Here is a 19,379-nt window from a genome sequence, read left to right on the forward strand (position 1 = left end):
CGGGCGAACCCGCTCAAGGGAGGGAATGTTACTCAGAGATGATCACCTCATGGATATCCTCACCCACGGCCCGCAGCTCGGGTCGGTACATATCCTCCACCTGAGTCGGTGGCACCTGATAGCGACCCGGCGTCACCGCCCGCATCAGGTAGACCAGCTGCTGGTTGCTCCCCTCACTCAGATCCAGCGCCGCCGTATAGCGGTCGTCGCGAAACTCCTGATGCTTGAGATAGTCGTTCCACTCGCTCTGCCACGCCGGTTTCCCCTCGATGGAGAGCTCTTCGAGCTTGATGCTGTTGCCAAGGGCCGGGTTCTCCAGCTCGAAGCCAGCGGGCACCATCTCTACCAGCAGGGCATCGGGCACCGCCGACTCACTGCTGACGTTGAGCCGCACCACCACCAGATCGCCTACCTTCACCTTGGCCAGATCGAACGGCTGACCGTCGCTATTGAACCAGCTGCGGGTCACGCTTATCCCCTGACTCAACCGGGTAGGAGCCTGCTCGGGATAGCCGATGAGAGTACGCTGCACATAGAGGGATCCCTTGCCCTCATTGGTAACCACACTGGCCGCCAGTGCCTCGGGGGCCCCCAGTTGCAACGGGGCCGAACCGCTCAAGGCTTCGATGCCAGAGGATGAGGCGACCTTGGCCTGCCAGTCGACGGCCGGATCGAAGCGGGCGATTCGCAACAAGGCGAGCCGCTCTTGGGTGCTGAGCCACTGACGGTGAGCCAGGGTATCGGCCACCTTGGCGCTGAGATCAGGCCAGCGCTCCGCAGCCAGCTTGTGCTGGCGCAGCAAGGAGAGCTCAAGGGCCTGATCGCGCAGCGGTGAGCCGTAATCCCCCAGATAGTCATCCCCGCGTTCGGTCGCCAATGCCCGGCTGAGGGCCTTGGCGGCGTTCTGCTCATCCCCCATGGCCGAGAGCGCCAGCGAGAGGTGGAGCAGCGGCAAACCGGAGCGAGCGTGATCGGCCTGCTGCTCCCAGATAAGTCGCAGGGTAGCGAGCGGCGCCTTGCCCACCCGGGCCAGCACATAGGCGCTGTAAGCCTGATAGGCCAACCGGCTGTGCTCGGGGGCACTGCTCCAGCGCTCACCATACTGACTGTCGGTGAGATAGCTTTGCAGCCGGTTCAAAGCCTGATTGAGCATGGCCTCCGGCACTGCGTCACCCGCCTCCTTGCGCGCCAGCAGATAGTCAGCGGCATAGGCGGTGAGCCACTGCTCCTCGTCGGAGCGACCATCCCACAGGCCAAAGCCACCGCTTGGCAGTTGCAACCGCTGCAGCCGCTGTAGCAGGGCGCGTTGCACATCCGCCTCGCTCGCTGCTTTCTTGCCCTCTGCGGGTTTGCTCCAAGCGATGCGCTCATCTGCCGTGGTCAGCAGATAGGGCCAGGCACGGGACAAGGTCTGCTCCAGACAGGCATAGGGGTAGTCGGCCAGCGCCTGCCACTGGGCTGCCGGATCCCAGGGGGGAGTGCCGGAGAGGCTGAACAGCCCCTGCAGGTTGGCGCGATCCAGCCCGGCCAGCTCAGCTGGCGCAAAAGCCATCTCTTGGCCGGGAGCCAGCATCTGGTAGCGCTGGCGAGTCTCGGCCGGCCAGGGGGAGCGCAGCGGCAAAGTCCAGTCGCGGCTGATGGCAAAATCCTTGCCGCTGGCAGCCAACTGCAGGCTTGCCACACCGCTCGCCCCGGTCACGGTGAGCGGCAGGGTCAGCCACTGCTCCTCGCCATTTTTAAGGGACAGGGTGCCGGGCAGCTCGCCGTTTGCCTTGAGCCCGCCGTTGAGGGTCCAGACAAGGGAGAGGGTCTGATCCTCACCGCTCATGTTGCGCAGCTGCACCAATGCCCGGGTCTCATCCCCTCTGGCGCCAAAGCGCGGCCAGCCAATCTCGGCCACCAAGGGCGCCACCACCTTGACGGCGCGCTCGGCCTCCCCGACTTGCTGTTCGTTCCAGGCCAGCGCCATCAGCGCCAGTTCGCCGTTGAAGTTGGGCAAATCGAGCGGGATCACCGCCTTGCCCTGCTCATCAAAACTCACCTCGCCGCTCCAGAGCGCGGCGATCTCGACCCGGCTCTCCAGCGCGCCGCCCTTTTTCAGCGGCGCCCGATCGCCCCCGTAGTTGAGGCGGGCCAGCTTGCCATCTTGCGGCGGGATCACCTGGCCATAGTTGTCGAACAAATCCTGGGCGAAGCGCTTGCGACCAAAGAAGATCTCGAACGGGTCGAGGGGCTGGTAGTCACTGATGTTGAGCACACCCCGATCCACCGCCGCCAGCACCACGCGGCCCTGACTGTTGGGGGTGGAGGTGGCGGTCACCTCCAACCGGGTGAGCGGCACGGCTTTGTCCGGCGCGCTCAAGGTGAGCGGCAGACGGCGCGCTTCCCGATCCAGGGTGAGCGGCACCAGACCGACCGAGCGCAGGCTCTGCACACTCTTTTGGCTCACCGGCTTTGAGTCACTGTCTGGCGCGGCGATCTGGGCCGAGATATGCAAGTCATGGCGCTGCCACTCGGGGCTGACCGGGATCTCGAACTCGCCGCGGGCATCCTTGGCATCGCCGCCGGCGCCCTTGAGCTCGATTCGCTGCCACCAGCGCAGGCCGTCGCCATCTTCCACCATCAGCAACCCCTTGCCGGGGCGCGGGGCCACCAGCGTCACTTTTGCCTTGTCACCCGCCTGATAGGCGCGCTTGTCGAGGGTGATGGCAATCTTGTCGGGCCGCGCCTGCTCCCCACCGCCGCCCCAGGCGTAACTGCCTATTTCCACCCGCAGGCTCGATTGATGGCCCTGACTGTTCTCCACCTCCAATCGATACCAGCCCGCCGCCAGTGGCAGCGTGAGCGGGGTCGGCCCCTTGCCATCCAGCTGCAGGGTCTGCTCCTGCTCCAGATAGGGCTGGCTGTTGAACTCGTACTTCCACCCCTCCCCATCGGCGTAGTGCCAGTAGTAGTCGCGGTACTCGTTGATAAGGCGCACCTTCACCGCCCCCGCCACCGGCTGGCCTTGCGCATCGAGGTTTAGAACCTGGAAGGGCAGCGGCTTGCCCCCTTCTACCCGATCAGCCACAAAATCGGCCTTGAGCGCGGGCCACTGGCTGCCCTCGGGCCAGCCATACTGGGTGCGGCTGCGATTGACGGCGCGGCCACCGGGTTCGGAGAGCGACACCCGATAAGCCACCTCCAGCGGCCCGAGGGCACGCACCCCATTGAGCTCATCAGCTAACGAAAAAGTTCCCTGCCCCTGTGCATCGAGGGTGAGATTGAGAGGCTCGAGATCCCTGGCCTGCTCGGCAAGCAGCACGTCACCCAGGGTGAACTCCTGCCACTGGGTAAAAGGCATGGTGGCGCGGCTTAACTTCACCTCCGCCTTGGCCTTGGTGGCACTGGCCGGCGCGCCGTAGAGATAGTCCCCTTGCAGCGGCAGGGTGAGGGCGGCGTCCAGACTCGTCACTTCCCCATCCGGCCCCTTGCCAAGCTGCAGTTTCAGCCGCTCCGGCAAAAATTCCTCCACCAGAAAAGGCCACTCGAAGCGGCTACCGGCGGCGGTCTTGAGGTTGATGGTCCAGCGCCCGAGCGGTGCATCCTCCGGCAGGCGCAGGCCGTAGTGGGCCGCGCCAAGGTTGTCCGGCAGCAGGCGCTTTTGTTCGAGCAGCTGGCCGTCCGGCTGCTTCACCTCCAGCTCCACCGCCATGCCCGGCAGCAGCTGGCCATCCTGCCCTTTTAGCAGGATCTCGCTGTCGAGCCGCTCGCCGGGGCGATAGAGATCGCGCCCGCTGAACAGATAGAGCTGTTGGGCCTGCCAGGGCTGGGTGCCGAGATCGAAGGTGGAGAGATCGAGGGCCGCCCCATCGAGGCGCAGCACCGCCAGATGGTTGCCCTGCTCGGCCAGCAGCAGGCGAGCCCCCTGCACCTGATCGAAGCGGCGATGACCCTGGGGGTCGGTGGTTTGCACCTGCAGCCGGTTGCCCTTCTGGTCGAGCAGGGAGAGCTGCACATCCTTGAGGGGGTCGGCGCTGGCCAGGGAGCTCACGAACACCTCCAGCTCATCGCGGTAACGGCGGGCACTGAGCCCCATGTCGCTCACCGCAAAGTAGGTGGTCTCCTTGCGCCAGTCGTAGTTGCCAAGGGGCGACATCACCGCAAAGTAGACGCCAGCCTCCGCCAACTGCGGCTCCTTCACATTGATGAGGCGGGTCTCGCGCCGGTTGGCATCGAGCTCCAGCGCATAGCGGCCGCTGAACACCCGCTTGGCCCGCTTGGTGATCTGCTCAAGCTCCCAGTTGCCCATGCCGGCACCGGGGCGATACTCGGCCAGGAAACGGGGCAGATACTCCGCATCGACCCGGAAGAAGTCGATATTGACCTCGTCCACGTTGACCGCGCTGATGGGCAGGCGCAGCTCGTCGCGCAGCGGCAACACCATGCCGCTCGCGGTAAACGACGCTCCTGCCTCCAGCGGCCGGGTCTTGAGGGTCCAGCGCTGGGGGGATGGGCCCAGCCCCGCCTTGAGGCTCACTTCATAGCTTTTATCGGGCTGAACGTTCGGGAAATAGAGGGTGCGACCATCGTCGGCGAGGATCCACTCCCCCTGCACCTGCTTGCCCCCCTCACTGACCCCGAGCCAGCTCTGCCAGTTTGCCTTCGGCGCCAGGGGGCCGGAAAAGACCAGCGCCAGTGCCGGCGCATCGCGATATTGGCGGGCATTGGCCTGCACTACAGAAGTTGGCGCCCCGGCCTCCTGCTGGGCTGTGGATTCTGTGGTCGATATTTGGCTGGTGGGCTTGTCAGGGCCGCAGCCAGACAGCAAACCGACCACCCCGCAAAGCAGCAGGGTTGACCAGCGGCGGCGCAGAGCGCCGGTTTCAGCGGTAGAGCGGTGAGAAGCAGAGGGAGAGTCGAAGAGGCGCATAGGTTCCATCCCGAGTTAGAGCGCTGCAAACGCAGCGTGGCTGGAAACAGGATAAGGCATCCTGCTCACCCGACACAAAGCTCATTACCCGAATGGGCACAATTCCGCGCCCCTGCAGCACGAGAACCCCCTTGCCCACCGATCCAGTGCGGCAAGGGTTGTCATCTAGTCGTGGCTGGTCTCGTTTTTTGCTCCACCTTTGAACCAGCGAAACAGGATGGCCATGACGGCCGCCAGAAACAGCACCAGCGAGGTAATCAGCAGGGCCCGGGTCAACAGTTCGCTGTGGTGGAGAAAGAAGGGGGTATTCATCGCCAGCTTGCCCACCAAACTGAGGCAGAGCGCCCACATAAAGGCACTGGCAAAGCTGGCCACGCACATCCGCAGCACGCTCAGGCGGCCAATCCCCATCAGCATGGGGGTCAGCACCCGCACGAACGGGATAAAACGGGAGGAGAACATCGCCAGAAAACCGTACTTTTTCAGTAGCCGGGTCGCCTTGGGCAAGCTGTCGGGAGGCAACATCCGCTCGATATGATCCATAAAGCGGGTGCGCTGCAGGGCCCGTCCCTGCCAGTACGCCAGCACAGATCCCAGTCCCGCCGCCAGCGGCAGAAAACAGAGGGTCACTTCGGGGCCAAACACCCCCATGCCCACCAACCCACCGGCCAGCAGTACCAGGCTGTCCCCCGGCAGGGGCAGAAAGACGAATGCGGACTCCAGCAGCAGTACCAGCATCAGGCAACTGATCAGCAGGGGTACCGCCTGCATCTGAACCAGGGCGTCAAAATCCTGATGCCAAATGGCCATCAGCATATCCAGCATGTCACTCTCCCTACTACACGGTTCATCATGAACGAGGCAGGGGTTATAGCACCCATCCCCTGAACAAAACGTTAATTTTGTCCGGCACAGGAAATAAAGTCTGTCGAAATAATGCAGCAACGAGGGGGAATGCAAGAAGGGCGAAAAGCAGAAACAAAAAGCCCCTCATCTTGCACGCACAAGGGAGAGGGGCAAACAGGCACAGAAATAAAACGGTTACTCGGCGGTGGCCATCTGCCAGGTTTTAAAGCCGCCGGAGAGGTTCTTCACCTTGAAGCCGTGCTGGCTCAGCAGGCGGCAAGCAACGTGACCACGCAGCCCGACCTGACAGCTGATCAGCAGCTCTTTCTCCTTGGGCAACTCATGGAGGCGACCACGCAACTCGTCGAGGGGGATATGCAGTGCCCCCGGAATGCGGCCCAGCTTGTCGAGCTCCGGGCCATTGCGCACATCCACCACCAGCTGATGGGGGTTACGAGCCTGCACCTCGGCCACGTGGCAGAGCAGGGTGTCCCCCTTCAGGTGGTTGCTTGCCACAAAGCCCGCCATGTTGATCACATCCTTGGCCGACCCGAACGGCGGCGCATAGGTGAGCTCCAGATCCTGCAGATCAAACACGGTGAGACCGGCGCGCTGGGCCACCGCCAACACGTCGATGCGCTTGTCGATGCCATCCTTGCCGATGGCCTGGGCGCCGTAAATCTTGCCATCCGGGGCAAACAGCAGCTTGAGGCTGACCGGATGGGCGCCGGGGTAGTAACCGGCGTGGCTGCCCGGGTGGACATAAACCTTCTCGAACGGCAATCCCAGTTGCACCAGTCGCTTCTCGTTCAGCCCCGTGCTGGCCACCGCCAGATCGAACAGCTTGCAGATGGCGGTCCCTTGCGTCTTCTTGTAGGTTTCGCTTCGGCCCAGCATATTGTCGGCGGCGATGCGCCCCTGCCGGTTGGCCGGGCCCGCCAGCGGGATCAGCACAGATTCGCCGGTGACGAAGTCGATCTCTTCCACCGCATCCCCCACCGCGTAGATAAAGGGATCCGAGGTACGCATCCCGGCATCCACCTTGATGCCGCCCCGTGGGCCCAGCTCCAGCCCCGCTTTGGCGGCGAGCAGAGTTTCCGGCTTGACGCCGATGGCGAGGATCAAGAGACCGGTATCAAGATGGGAACCGTCATTGAGGGTCAGGCGCAGGCCACCGCTTTTGGCGGTCGGCACGGCTGAGGTCTTCTCGGCAGGCAGATCCAGACTCTCGATGGCGGTGAGGCCGGTGCGCAGGCGCAGGTCGATCCCCTCTTCCCTGATGCGGGCATGGAGCATGTTGGCCATCTCCTTGTCCACCGGTGCCATCACCTGATCGGCCAACTCCAGCAGTGTGACATCCAGCTTGCGCTGATGCAGCGCCTCCATCATCTCCAGCCCGATAAAGCCGCCGCCCACCACGGTAACGTGGCGCGGCTGATCGTGATGCAGGGCCGCCAGAATGCGATCCATATCCGGGATGTTGCGCAGGGTATAAACATGGGGACTGTCGATACCGGGGAAAGGAGGACGGATCGGCGCGGCGCCCGGGCTCAGCAGCAGCACATCGTAATGCTCGCGCTGCTCTTCACCGGTTTGCAGGTTGCGCACCAGCAAGGTCTTGTCCGCCTTGTCGATCTCAATTACATCGTGGAAGACCCGCACATCAACGTTGAAACGGCGCTTGAAACTCTGGGGAGTCTGCAGCAGCAAGGCGTCCCGATTGGGGATATCCCCCCCGATGTGGTAGGGCAGACCACAGTTGGCGAAGCTGACAAACTCGCCCCGTTCGAACATCACGATCTCAGCCTCTTCACTCAAACGACGAGCACGAGCCGCCGCCGATGCGCCCCCCGCGACACCACCGATAATCAGGATCCGTTTCATCCGCAAGACTCCTCCTAGAAGATAATGACCAATAAATTAGACTTTTCTAATTTAGAATTCAATGAAATTTTGTTTCACACCATTTTGCAGTATTCTTGCAACCCCGACGGTTGCTTAACAGGATGTTGTTTGTTCATGTCGTCTACCGCACTCAGTCATCTTCCTCCTGCCCTCCAGACGCCACTCTTTTTCCGTCTGGATCTGCGCAGTCAACGGCTGGTCGCCCTGACCGACGTGATGCAAACCCCGCTCTACTGGCTCGACGAACCGCGCGCCCCCTGGCCTGCCCAACTGCCCGATGCCCTGCGCCTGCCCATCGAACAACTGCTGGCCAACGGCCATGGCGGCAAAATCACCGTGCGCTTTGCCAGCCAGTTGTGGCATATCGCCCTCGCCCACGAGCAGGATGGCTTCTGGCTCATCTGTCTGCAGAACCTTCGTCAGGAGCCCATCTCCGATCTTGCATTGCAACTGCCGCGCCTCAGCCAGATGGCAAGCCAGCAACAGTATGCCCCCCTGCTCGAAGCCCTTAAAGAGAGTTTGGGGGCTGATCGGCTCATTCTCTGGCACTATCAGGCCAACGGCGATCTCGGCAGCGAGCAGCTCACCCCCGTATTTACCCTCGGCATAGAGAGCATTTATCCGATCCGAGGCGACAGCCGCTATATCCGCGCCCTGCGCACCCGCAAAGCGTTGAGCTTCTCGGAGGCTGCCCATCAGCCAATGCTGAGCAATCATCTCTATCTGGCCAGTGCCGGTGTGCGTTCGCGCCTCGATGGCGCCCTGCTGGAGCAGGACAAGCTCTTTGGGGTGCTGAGTCTGGAGTATCTCGATCCCACACCGCTCAGCGAAGAGATGCTGCAACTGGTGCGCAACAGCGCTCAACTGCTCGGTCACTGGCAACCGCAACCGGAAGAGCACCGCGCCGAGCTGGCCCTCCCGCCCGAACTGCACCAGCAGACCGGCATCGACTACTGCAAGACGCTGGTAAGCTGGGCCATGAGCGCCAGCGGTGCCCGGGTGGGCTGGATCGGCGAGTTCCAACCCCGCGGTCAGGATCTCTGGATCATCCCCCGCTGCGTCATCAACGAGGAGATCTGCTCCACCCTCAAGCCCATCCAGCTCGACCCCGGCCCCGCTCAGGAGCTGTTCCAGCATGGTCAGGCCATCTATGTGGAAGATCTGCCCGTGCGCTATCCCAAGGCGACCCGGCTGCTGGCCCTCAACGCCAGCGCCTACATCGGCATTCCACTCCATGGCCAGAGCGGCGCCCCCATTGGCCAGATCACCCTGCTGCTCGATACCCCCCTCGAGGAGCCCGAACAGCTTCTGGATCTATTGAGCAGCCAGCACGAGCGGGCCGCCATCGAGCTCAAGCGCCTCGCCACCGACGATGCCCTGCGGCTGGCTGAGGTAGCCTTTAATACCCACGATGGGCTGATCGTGATGGATCACAACGGCATCATCCTCAAGGTCAACCACTCCTTCAGCCGGATCACCGGATTTGGCGAGGTAGAGGTGATCGGTCACTCCATTCGCAAGCTGCGCCCCACCTACTACGGGGATCATCTCAAGGAAGATGTCAGCCGCACCGTCAACGAGCAGGAGTTCTGGCTCGGGGAAGAGCGCTGCCTGCACAAGGATGGTCACCTCTTTCCGGTGCGCTTGATGGTGAACGGCGTCAAGGATGAGCAGGGGGAGCTCAGCCACTTTATCTGCAGCTTCTACGACATCACCCAGGAACAAGAGGCAGCCAGACATATCGAGCAGCTCGCCTACTACGACGATCTCTGCGGTCTGCACAACCGCCGCAGCCTCAACCATATTTTGCAGCAGACCCTGAGCGCCCCCAACGGCCAGTGGGGCGCCCTGCTGCTGGTGGATCTCGACAACTTCAAGTCGATCAACGACTCCCTCGGTCATGCCTGCGGCGATCTGCTGCTGCAGGCCGTGGTGCAGCGTTTCAGGGAGCTGCCCCAGGACAATCTGGTGCAGGCGCGCATCTCGGGGGATGAGTTTGCCCTGCTCTTTACCCAGCTCGGACAAGGCGAGGTCACCGCCAAAATTCTGGCAGAGCACTTCGCCCGCGAGCTGATGGGGCTGTTTCGCACCCCGTTCGACATCGGTGATCACAAACTGCACTGCAGCGCCTCGGTGGGGATCAGCCTCTTCTCCGGCAACGAGACGGATCATCTGGTCCTGATGCAACAGGCCGACACCGCGACCCACATGGCCAAGCGCGCCGGTCAGGGCCACTACGTCTTCTTTACCGAGGCGATGGCCCAGCACGAGAAAAATCGGCTGACCCTCACCAATGAGCTGCGCGATGCCCTGCGTCATCACGAGCTGCAGCTCCACTATCAACCGCAATACCGGGTCGACAATGGCTCGCTGTCGGGTATCGAGGCGCTGCTGCGCTGGCAGCGCAGCGACGGCACCATGGTGCCACCCGGGGAGTTTATCCCCATCGCCGAAGAGACCAGCCTGATCCTCGAAATCGGTTACTGGGTGATGAAGACCGCCTGCGCCCAATACAGCTTCTGGCTCAACCGTGGCCTGCAGATCCCCCATCTGTCGGTCAACGTCAGTGCCCGCCAGTTCCACACCCAGGGCTTCGTACAACAGGTGGAGTACATCTTGCGCGACACCGGTGTGCCCCCTTCCCGCCTGCTGCTGGAGGTGACCGAATCGGTAGTCTTGGAGAATCGGCAGGAGAGTATCGCCAGAATGCGCCAGCTCAAGGAGCTCGGCATCCTCATCTCCATCGACGACTTCGGCACAGGCTACTCGTCGCTGGCCTATCTGCGGGATCTGCCCGCCGATGAGGTAAAGCTGGACAGAAGCTTCATTCAGACCCTGGTACACAGCGAACAGGACAGAGCCATCGTCAAGGCGATACTCGATCTGGCCCAGGTCTTTCGTTTTACCGTCACCGCCGAAGGGGTGGAAGAGGAGGCGCAGCTGGCCATCCTCAAAGCGCTGGGATGCCAGCATTATCAAGGGTTTCTCACCAGTCGGCCGCTCACCGTCAAGGGGCTGGAGCAGCTGCTTGGCAGCCGGGCGCCGGACTAAAGGTGTAGGATCAATAGGGGTTTATGTAATAAAATAACGGCCTGCTCGAATCGTTGGAGTTGTTTATGTCTGTCATTAATCGGATCCCTGCCGTTGAAATCAGCCAGCCAGCCGGAGCTCACGGCACCGTTGGCCGGATCCATTCCGTCGAAACCTGCGGCACTGTCGATGGCCCGGGAATACGCTTTATCGTATTCATGCAAGGCTGCCTGATGCGCTGCAAGTACTGCCACAACCGCGATACCTGGGATACCGAAGGTGGCCGCGAAGTGACCGTACCGGAGTTGATGAGTGACATCACCAGCTATCGCCACTTCATGAATGCCTCCGGCGGTGGCGTGACAGCGTCCGGCGGTGAAGCCATGCTGCAACCGGCTTTCATTACCGAACTTTTTACCGCCTGCAAAGAGAAAGGGATCCACACCTGTCTCGACACCAACGGCTTCGTCCGTCATCTCGACGAACAGGTGGACAAGCTGCTCGACCAGACCGATCTGGTGCTGCTCGACATCAAACAGATCAATGACGAGAAACACATTCCGCTGACTCACGTCAGCAACAGATACACCCTGGAGTTTGCCCGCTATCTGGCGGCCAAAGGCAAGACCATGTGGATCCGCTACGTGGTGGTACCGACCTGGAGCGATGACGACGAGAGCGCCGAAGGGCTGGGCCAGTTCATCGCCGAGCTGGGCGAGAGCGTGGAGAAGGTGGAGCTGCTCCCCTACCATGAGCTGGGCAAACACAAGTGGGACGTGCTGGGCGATCCGTACGAGCTGAGCGGGATCAAGCCCCCCAGCAAGGAGACCATGGAACGGGTCAAGGGCATCCTCGGCAAGTACCACAACAACGTCAAATATTGATGGTAAAAGCAGGCTGACTCGTCAGCCTGCTCTGCTATGGGCGGTCGGGAAGACCGCCCGGACTCTACTGCATAAATGGACGACAAGATGAGTGAAGGACAACTCGCCGCCCTCCTGATCTGGCTGGTACTGCTGGCCTTCAGCCTGCGCCGCTCCCTGTGGCAAACCCTCTATGACAACCCCCTCTATCAGCACCTGCTGCTGGGGAGTGCCATCGCGCTGGTGCCGCTCTGGTATCTAAGGGCCGGTCTGCATGAGGGGCTGGAGGTCCATTTTCTCGGGCTCACCTCCCTCACCCTGCTGCTGGGCTGGCGACTGGCGTTGCTCGCCCCCTGCCTGACCCTGCTGGTGCTCGGTTACTTCGGTGTCACCAATCTGGCCGATTTTGGCTGGCAGGCACTGGTTGGCATCGCCCTGCCGGTAGCCACCAGCTGGCTGCTGTTTCTGGCCAGCTGGGCCTGGCTGCCGCGCCATCTCTTTGTCTATATCTTCGTGGCCGCCTTTCTCGGCGGCGCCATCACCATCTCGGTCAAGGTGGCCGCCAGTGCGTTGCTGATGGGGCTGAGTGACAGCTACCCCTGGCACACCATCACGGCGGATTACCTCTCCATCTGGCCACTGCTGTTGTTCCCCGAAGCCCTGCTCAACGGCATGGCGATGACGGTGCTGGCCATCTACCGCCCTCACTGGGTCAATACCTTCTTCGACCGTACCTATCTGGGCAAGTAACGCTCTCTTTCCTGATCTGCGCCCATAAAAAAGGAGAGGCCATCGCCTCTCCTTTTGGTATTCCGAATTCTGTCAAACCTTGGCTTAGTGCAGCTTCAGGGTCGGACGCAGCACACGGTTGATGCGACCCACCAGCATGATGAGGCCGGTCTTGACATAGCCGTGCAGGGCGATCTGGTGCATCCGGTAGAGGGAGATGTAGACCAGACGGGCAATGTAGCCCTCGACCATCATGGATCCACGCATCAGGTTGCCCATCAGGCTGCCCACGGTGGAGAAGCGGCTGAGGGAGACCAGCGAACCGTGGTCGTGGTAGAGGTAGGGCTTCATCTCGCCGCCGTCCATCTTGGCCAGAATGTTCTTGAACGCCTGGCTGGCCATCTGGTGGGCAGACTGGGCGCGCGGCGGCACAAACTTGCCATCCGGCTGCGGGCAGGCAGCGCAGTCACCGATAACGAAGATGCTCTCGTCACGGGTAGTCTGCAGGGTCTCTTTCACCACCAGCTGGTTGATGCGGTTCGTCTCAAGACCAGCGATATCCTTCATGAAGTCAGGTGCCTTGATACCGGCCGCCCACACCATCAGATCCGCTTCAATCAGCTCGCCATCCTTGGTGTGCAGACCGTCGCTGGTCGCTTCGGTGATCATGGTGGCGGTACGCACGTCCACACCCAGCTTGACCAGCTCCTGATGGGCGGCGCCGCTGATGCGCTCCGGCAGAGCCGGCAGAATGCGCGGGCCCGCTTCCACCAGGGTCACCTTCAGGCTGTCGGTGGTGAGGTTCTTGAAGCCGTAGGCGTAGAGCTGCTCGACCGCATTGTAGAGCTCGGCAGAGAGCTCGACGCCGGTGGCGCCGCCGCCGACGATGGCAATCTTAACCTTGTCGCCCGGCTTATATTCGGTGGCGAACTGCAGGAAGCGGTTCATCATGCTGTTGTGGAAACGGTGCGCCTGGGAGGGGCTATCGAGGAAAATACAGTGATCCTTGATGCCCTTGGTGTTGAAGTCGTTGGAGACAGAACCGATGGCCATCACCAGATAGTCGTAGGGCAGTTCGCGCTCGTTGACCACGATGTCGCCATTGTCGTCGTGGATCGGGGCCAGCACGATGCGTTTATCGTCACGCTTGATGTCGGTCAGGGTGCCGAGCTGGAAGTCGAAACCGTGGTTCTTGGCGTGAGACTGGTAGCTCAGGGCATCGATGCCCGCGTCCATGGAGCCGGTGGCCACTTCGTGCAGCAGGGGTTTCCACAGGTGGGTGCGGTTGCGATCGACCAGAGTGATCTTGGCCTTGTTCTTCTTGCCAAGCTTGCGACCCAGACTGGTGGCCAGCTCCAGGCCACCGGCGCCGCCGCCTACAACGACAATATTCATCATGATGATTTTCCTCGGTTCCTCAAAACGAAAGGGAGCCATTGGCTCCCTAAAACGAAATCGGTCGACGTGATGGATCAGGCTTCTTTGAAGGCCTTCATCCGCTGCAGATGATGCGAGATATTTTTGAACTTATGAGTCTCGCGCTCATCCCACACGATGTCGTAATAGTTCTTCAATTCACGTTCAGTGTCCCGATTATCGCGCACTTCATCCTGAACGGAAAGGATACACAGGCAGTTTCCTGAATTTTTCTTACGAAATTCAGTTACACACTTGGTGCCAATATCGTCATATTCTTCCGGCCGGTCGATCTTGCCCTGCATGTTCTCTTCAGGATGGAGGTTGGGGTTGAAGATCACCTGGCGAATGCCGCACAGAAAGCCGATCCGCTCGCTCCAGTAGCCACCAAGACCCACGCCGCAGATCAGCGGTTTGGGATCGGTACTCATATCGAGCTGTTTTTTCACTTCCTTGAGCAGATGGCTCATATCATGACGGGGGTGAACCGTGCTGTAGTGCACGAAACGCACATCATCATCAATAAACTGCAACTGCAGCACTTTCTCGTGATTGCCTGGGCTGGTGGCATCAAAGCCATGCAGATAGATGATCATGGATAAGACCTCAGGATCTGTGTCGGTTTTATCGAAACTACCCCAGCGGCGGCCATGCGCGCCACCAAAACATCCAACTTTCTTGCTTTGGATCACGCCCCCGCCCCCGATTGCGCCCAGCAGCCCGCGAGCGCCGTCACATGAAGACGGGCGCATTGCGAGCAACGTTATGGTGCCCGGCTATCAAAGTGAGATCGCCAGACCAATAATGATAAACCCCTTACCAATCTGAGATGCCCTCACCTCCTTCCCCTGCCAGCAGCCGGACACTTATCTGGCCGGTATGTGACTCATTTCGCAAAAACAAGGCGTTATCGCCAAACGTTTTCTCTCGTGAGTGGCGTTGTGCATGTTTTGTGCACTGACCCGTGCTGCACCGGATCCCTCTCACTACTGCCGAGGGATCTGGCACCTCTGTCAATACACGAGATCAATGACCGGGAAAGCTGCGGCTTTCACTATCTTGCCTGCAGCAGTTGCGCGGGCTTCAAGGAGTGATCTGTTCATGAACGAGACCAATCCCCCCTCCCCCCGACCGGGTGCGCGCAAGCGCCCGGTGGATGAAGTGGAGCGCATGCTCCCCATGGGCCAACTCTTTACCCTCGGCCTGCAACATGTGCTGGTGATGTACGCCGGCGCCGTGGCGGTGCCGCTGGTGATTGGCGGCAGTCTGGGGCTGCCTAAGGATCAAATCTCCTACCTTATCAGTTCGGATCTCTTCTGCTGCGGCATCGTCACCCTGCTGCAATGTGTCGGGATTGGCCGCTTTGCCGGGATCCGGCTGCCGGTCATCATGTCGGTCACCTTTGCCGCCGTGATGCCGATGCTGGCCATCGGAGCCAACCCGGATCTGGGGCTGACGGGCATCTTCGGCGCCACCATTGCAGCCGGTATCATCTCGACCCTGCTGGTGCCGCTGATAGGTAGGTTGATGCCGCTCTTCCCCACCGTAGTGACCGGAGTGGTTATCACCTCCATCGGGATCAGCATTATGCAGGTGGGGATCGACTGGATGGCGGGGGGCAAGGGTAATCCGGAATATGGCAGCCTGCGCTATATCGGCACCAGCTTCCTGGTGCTCGTCTTTATCCTGTTGGTGACCCGCTTCACCAAGGGCTTTTTCAGCAATATCTCGGTGCTGCTCGGGATCATCTTCGGTTTCGTGGTGGCCATCGCCATGGGCGAAGTGAGCCTCGATGGCCTCGGCGAGGCAGCCTGGTTTGCCCCCATAGTGCCCTTCGCCTTCGGCTGGCCCACCTTCGATCCCATCTCCATCGCCACCCTGACGGTGATCATGCTCATCACCTTTATCGAATCCATGGGGATGTTTCTGGCCCTTGGCGACATCGTCGGCCATCCGGCCAGGCGCGGTGATATCGTGCGCGGGCTGCGGGTGGATGGCATCGGCACCATTATTGGTGGGATATTCAACAGCTTCCCCCACACCTCCTTCTCCCAGAATATCGGTCTGGTGAGCGTGACCGGAGTATCTAGTCGCTGGGTCTGTGTGATGTCGGGGGGGATACTGCTCGCCTTTGGCCTCATCCCCAAGATGTCGGTGCTAGTCGCCTCCATCCCGCCCTTCGTACTGGGGGGCGCCGGTATCGTCATGTTCGGTATGGTGCTGGCAACCGGGATCCGCATCCTGGCGCGCACCGATTACAACACCAATCGCCACAACCTCTATATCGTCGCCATCAGTCTCGGAATTGGCATGATCCCGACGGTCTCCGGGAATTTTTTCCAGCAGCTTCCGGCGCAGCTACAACCGCTTTTTCATAGCGGTATCCTGCTGGCCACCATCAGTTCGGTGCTGCTCAACCTCTTCTTCAACGGCTATCAGCCGGATCTGACTCACCAGACCCGCCCCCTGTTCGTTGGCCCCATCAAACCGCAACAAAAGCAGGCATAACAAACAGGCCTCCGGACAGCGAGACTGTCCGGAGGCCTGTTGTTCATATCACCGCAGACCCAATCAGGCAGGCAACTGCGCGAAGCGCTCAACCGCATGCGCTACCTGTGCCAGACTCCCCTGCCAGAAGGCGGCCTCACGGATATCCTGCCCCAAATGCTTGGCTACCAGATCTTCGGCGCTCATCCGGCCGGTATCGCGCAACAAGGCGCGATAGGCTTCGGCAATGCCCTCTTCCCCCGCCGCCTTGCGGCTCATCAACTGCTGATAGACCCCGAGGCTGAACAGATAACCGAACAGATAGGGATAGTTGTAAAAGCCCAGCCCGGCGATGGAGAAGTGCGCCTTGGCCGCCCAGAACATGGGGTGATAGCGGGTCAGGCTCCCCTCATACCAGCGTCCCCACGCCTCGTCGGTCAACGCTTTGAGTCGCTCTGCGGATACATAACCCTGCGCCCGCTCGGCCACCAAGGCCTGCTCGAAATCGAAGCGAGCCGGGATATTGACCAGGAAGGTGGCCGCACCGTCGGCTTCGGCCCAGGCGATCGCCAACTGCTCTTCGGGACTTTCTGCCTGCTCGAACAGGGCGCTGCGCACCAGAGTCTCGGCAAAGATGGAGGCCGTTTCGGCCAGCGTCATGGGATAGCTGCGCTGGCTCATCGGCAGATCGCGAATGACCCAGTTGTGCCAGGCGTGGCCCAGCTCATGGGCCAGAGTGATGACGTTATCCATGGTGCCGGCATAGGTGACGAAGACCCGCGGTTCGACCGGTTCTGCAAACTTGGTGCAGTAGGCGCCGGTGCGGCGATTTGGCGTGGGCGCCGCATCAATCCACCCCTTCTCGGCCATCATGCGGGCAAACGCCCCCATCTCGGGATCGAAACGGCTAAAGGCATCGGCAATCAACTCGATCGCCTCATCAAAAGGAATGTCGCGGCTGCTGGAAGCAGGCGGCGGCGCAAAGAGATCCTCCGGCCCCAGATCGTCGAGACCAAGGCGCTCGGCCATCAGCTCTAGGGCGCGCTGGCCCAACCCACGGGCTCGCCAGGTTTCGCTCATCAGGGCATCGAGGGTGGCACGCTCGATATGGCTCTGGTGGCAGGAGAGATCCAGCGCATCGAGCAACCGGGTGTTGCCACGCTGGCGGGCCAGCTCCAGCCGCCAGCCGTTGAGGGCATTGAGGATGGCGGCCACCGTCTCCTGCTCTCCCTCCCAGCCAGCACTGATGGCATCAAAGGCTTCTAAACGCAGCGCACGTATCGGGCTGGAGAGCAGATTGCTCGCCTCGGCCAGCCCCATCTCGCGGCCATCAATGGTCAAGCGGATCTTGCCCACCAGATCGTTATAGAGGTTGCCCCAGGCGTGCAGACCATCGGTGCCCAGACCAATCACCAGCTGCTCCGCCGCCACCGGCAAGCGCTGATCCTGCAAACGACGCTCATGGCCCAAGCGGTACGCCTCCTCGCCGAGCAGCGGATCACTCATCAGCGCGGCAAATTCAACTTCCGGCAGCGCCAGCATCAGATCTTCCACCGGCGCCAGGGTCTTGAACAGATCGGCGTTAAGGGCGCGGGCACGGGACGCCAGCTGTTTGGCCTGCGGATCCCGCGCATCCTGACTGCCGCGGCACGCGGCCAGAATGGCGACGTTCCAGCCGATATGGCGAATATCGCGGGCGCGCAGCCGCACTTCCCGCAAGAAATCCTGCAGCGCAGCGTCATAGTCGCGCACCCCGTCCAGGCCTGCCATATAGCTGGCCAGCTCTTCCAGCGCGTGGCGGGCGGCGCGCATGTCCGCTTCCAGCTCGGGGCTGTCGAGGCCCGGGTAGATATGGTCGTTATTCCACTGTTGTTGATACATAACTTCTCGCAAAGACCTTTATCGGGAGGCGCAGCAGACCTGCGGGCAGCAAGTCAGAGACCGGGCAACCCGAAGGCCAAAAAATGAAGAGAGGAAAAAAGAGACAATGGCCCGCAAGCTCGCTTATCCCTTGGCCGGGGCAAGACGGCTCACCAGCGTCATCACGGCAACCAGCAGCAGACCCGCCACCACACCGGCCACGGCGTTGAGCAGCGTCGGCGTCACCGCCGCCAGTACGGCCCCCACTGTGGGCAGGGTGGCGACAACAGCGGCTGTACCTTCAATCAGGTGATGGGCAAAAGGCCAGCCATGCACCAGAATGCCGCCGCCCACCATAAACATGGCGATGGTGCCGACCAGTGCCAGCAGGTGCATCAGACGAGGAGCCGTCACCAGCAGTCCCTGCCCCACCGCGCGGCGCAGGGCGCTGCCATCGTGCTTTTGCAGCAGATGCAGACCGATGTCATCGAGCTTGACGATCAGCCCCACCAACCCGTAGACCCCGATGGTCATCAGCAGGGCGATGCCCGCCACTACCGAGAGCTGCAGCGCGAGGCTTGCTCCCTGTACCGTGCCAAGGGCGATGACGATGATCTCGGCAGAGAGAATAAAATCGGTGCGGATCGCTCCCTTTACCTTCTGCTGCTCGAAGGCCACCAGATCATCAGGAATGGGCGCTGTATGTGCCTCCCCCTCGCTCACTTCATGAGGCAGGAACTTGTGGGCCAGCTTCTCGGCCCCCTCAAAGCAGAGGTAAGCACCTCCCAGCATCAAGAGTGGCGTGATAAGCCAGGGCACCAGCGCACTGATGGCGATGGCGGCGGGCACCAGAATAAGCTTGTTGCGAAATGAGCCCTTGGCCACCGCCCACACCACCGGCAGCTCCCGCTCGGCACGCACTCCGGAAACCTGCTCCGCGTTGAGGGCCAGATCGTCCCCCAGCACCCCGGCAGTCTTCTTCGCCGCCATCTTGGTCATCAGCGCCACGTCATCAAGCACGCTGGCGATATCATCGAGCAGGGCCAACAAACTGGTTCCAGCCATATCAAAGATCCCTTATATCAGTGAGAAACGTCTTCCCGAAAAATGTCTCGCGCTTGTTCACCACGACCTTGGTCATCAGCGCCACGTCATCAAGCACGCTGGCGATATCGTCGAGCAGGGCCAACAAACTGGTTCCGGCCATATCAGAGATTCCTTATATCAGTGAGAACAACCCCGGGAGAGAGGTGTACGTCCCGATAACCACCGGGGTCAAGAGGGCCACCTCATGGCGATGGCAGGCCATCATCGGCCGAGCCAAGAATCCG

12 protein-coding genes are annotated in these 19,379 nt (G+C 61.3%); 4 read left to right on the forward strand and 8 right to left on the reverse strand.

Annotated elements, in window-relative coordinates; translation table 11 throughout:
• Positions 1–28: 28 nt before the first annotated feature.
• The 3 genes from G5137_RS02125 to G5137_RS02135 form a co-directional block, all read right to left on the reverse strand.
• On the reverse strand, positions 29–4,912 hold the full coding sequence (locus tag G5137_RS02125) for an alpha-2-macroglobulin family protein (RefSeq protein ID WP_421254837.1): 4,884 nt from the start codon (positions 4,910–4,912) through the stop codon (positions 29–31).
• Between the two features lie 165 nt (positions 4,913–5,077).
• Positions 5,078–5,737: a DedA family protein gene (locus tag G5137_RS02130; protein WP_203116331.1), complete on the reverse strand. Its 660-nt coding sequence runs from the start codon at positions 5,735–5,737 to the stop codon at positions 5,078–5,080.
• Between the two features lie 216 nt (positions 5,738–5,953).
• A complete protein-coding gene (locus G5137_RS02135) occupies positions 5,954–7,642 on the reverse strand; it encodes an FAD-dependent oxidoreductase (RefSeq protein ID WP_337073021.1) in 1,689 nt (562 codons plus the stop codon).
• 135 nt (positions 7,643–7,777) lie between these two features.
• Between G5137_RS02135 and G5137_RS02140 the strand changes: the two genes are divergently transcribed.
• From G5137_RS02140 to G5137_RS02150, 3 genes are all read left to right on the forward strand, one after another.
• A complete protein-coding gene (locus G5137_RS02140) occupies positions 7,778–10,714 on the forward strand; it encodes an EAL domain-containing protein (RefSeq protein WP_421254838.1) in 2,937 nt (978 codons plus the stop codon).
• A 65-nt stretch (positions 10,715–10,779) separates the two neighbouring features.
• Positions 10,780–11,577 (forward strand): pyruvate formate lyase 1-activating protein, encoded by a 798-nt coding sequence (gene pflA / locus G5137_RS02145; RefSeq protein WP_005333994.1) that lies wholly within the window; start codon positions 10,780–10,782, stop codon positions 11,575–11,577.
• An 87-nt stretch (positions 11,578–11,664) separates the two neighbouring features.
• A complete protein-coding gene (locus G5137_RS02150) occupies positions 11,665–12,306 on the forward strand; it encodes an energy-coupling factor ABC transporter permease (RefSeq protein WP_257699128.1) in 642 nt (213 codons plus the stop codon).
• An 84-nt stretch (positions 12,307–12,390) separates the two neighbouring features.
• On the opposite strand, the gene G5137_RS02155 is transcribed toward G5137_RS02150, so the two are convergent.
• The gene (locus G5137_RS02155) at positions 12,391–13,683 is read right to left on the reverse strand and encodes an NAD(P)/FAD-dependent oxidoreductase (RefSeq protein WP_421254839.1); all 1,293 of its coding nucleotides are present in this window, start codon (positions 13,681–13,683) and stop codon (positions 12,391–12,393) included.
• 74 nt (positions 13,684–13,757) lie between these two features.
• Entirely contained in the window at positions 13,758–14,297 is a 540-nt protein-coding gene (gene ycfP, locus G5137_RS02160) for an alpha/beta hydrolase YcfP (protein ID WP_005334000.1), read from the reverse strand.
• A gap of 505 nt (positions 14,298–14,802) precedes the next feature.
• Here ycfP and G5137_RS02165 point away from each other — a divergent pair.
• The gene (locus G5137_RS02165) at positions 14,803–16,209 is read left to right on the forward strand and encodes a nucleobase:cation symporter-2 family protein (protein ID WP_040067164.1); all 1,407 of its coding nucleotides are present in this window, start codon (positions 14,803–14,805) and stop codon (positions 16,207–16,209) included.
• A gap of 63 nt (positions 16,210–16,272) precedes the next feature.
• Here the strand turns inward: G5137_RS02165 and G5137_RS02170 are convergent, their stop codons facing one another.
• From G5137_RS02170 to G5137_RS02180, 3 genes are all read right to left on the reverse strand, one after another.
• Entirely contained in the window at positions 16,273–18,069 is a 1,797-nt protein-coding gene (locus G5137_RS02170) for a M3 family oligoendopeptidase (protein WP_266133818.1), read from the reverse strand.
• 123 nt (positions 18,070–18,192) lie between these two features.
• Positions 18,193–19,113, reverse strand: coding sequence for a DUF808 domain-containing protein (locus tag G5137_RS02175; RefSeq protein ID WP_257696067.1), 921 nt, complete (start codon positions 19,111–19,113; stop codon positions 18,193–18,195).
• Between the two features lies 1 nt (position 19,114).
• A complete protein-coding gene (locus tag G5137_RS02180) occupies positions 19,115–19,255 on the reverse strand; it encodes a hypothetical protein (RefSeq protein ID WP_021231002.1) in 141 nt (46 codons plus the stop codon).
• Positions 19,256–19,379: the final 124 nt, after the last annotated feature.

It is taken from the genome of Aeromonas sp. 600282 (genome assembly GCF_049175755.1).
GTDB lineage: Bacteria > Pseudomonadota > Gammaproteobacteria > Enterobacterales > Aeromonadaceae > Aeromonas > Aeromonas veronii_A.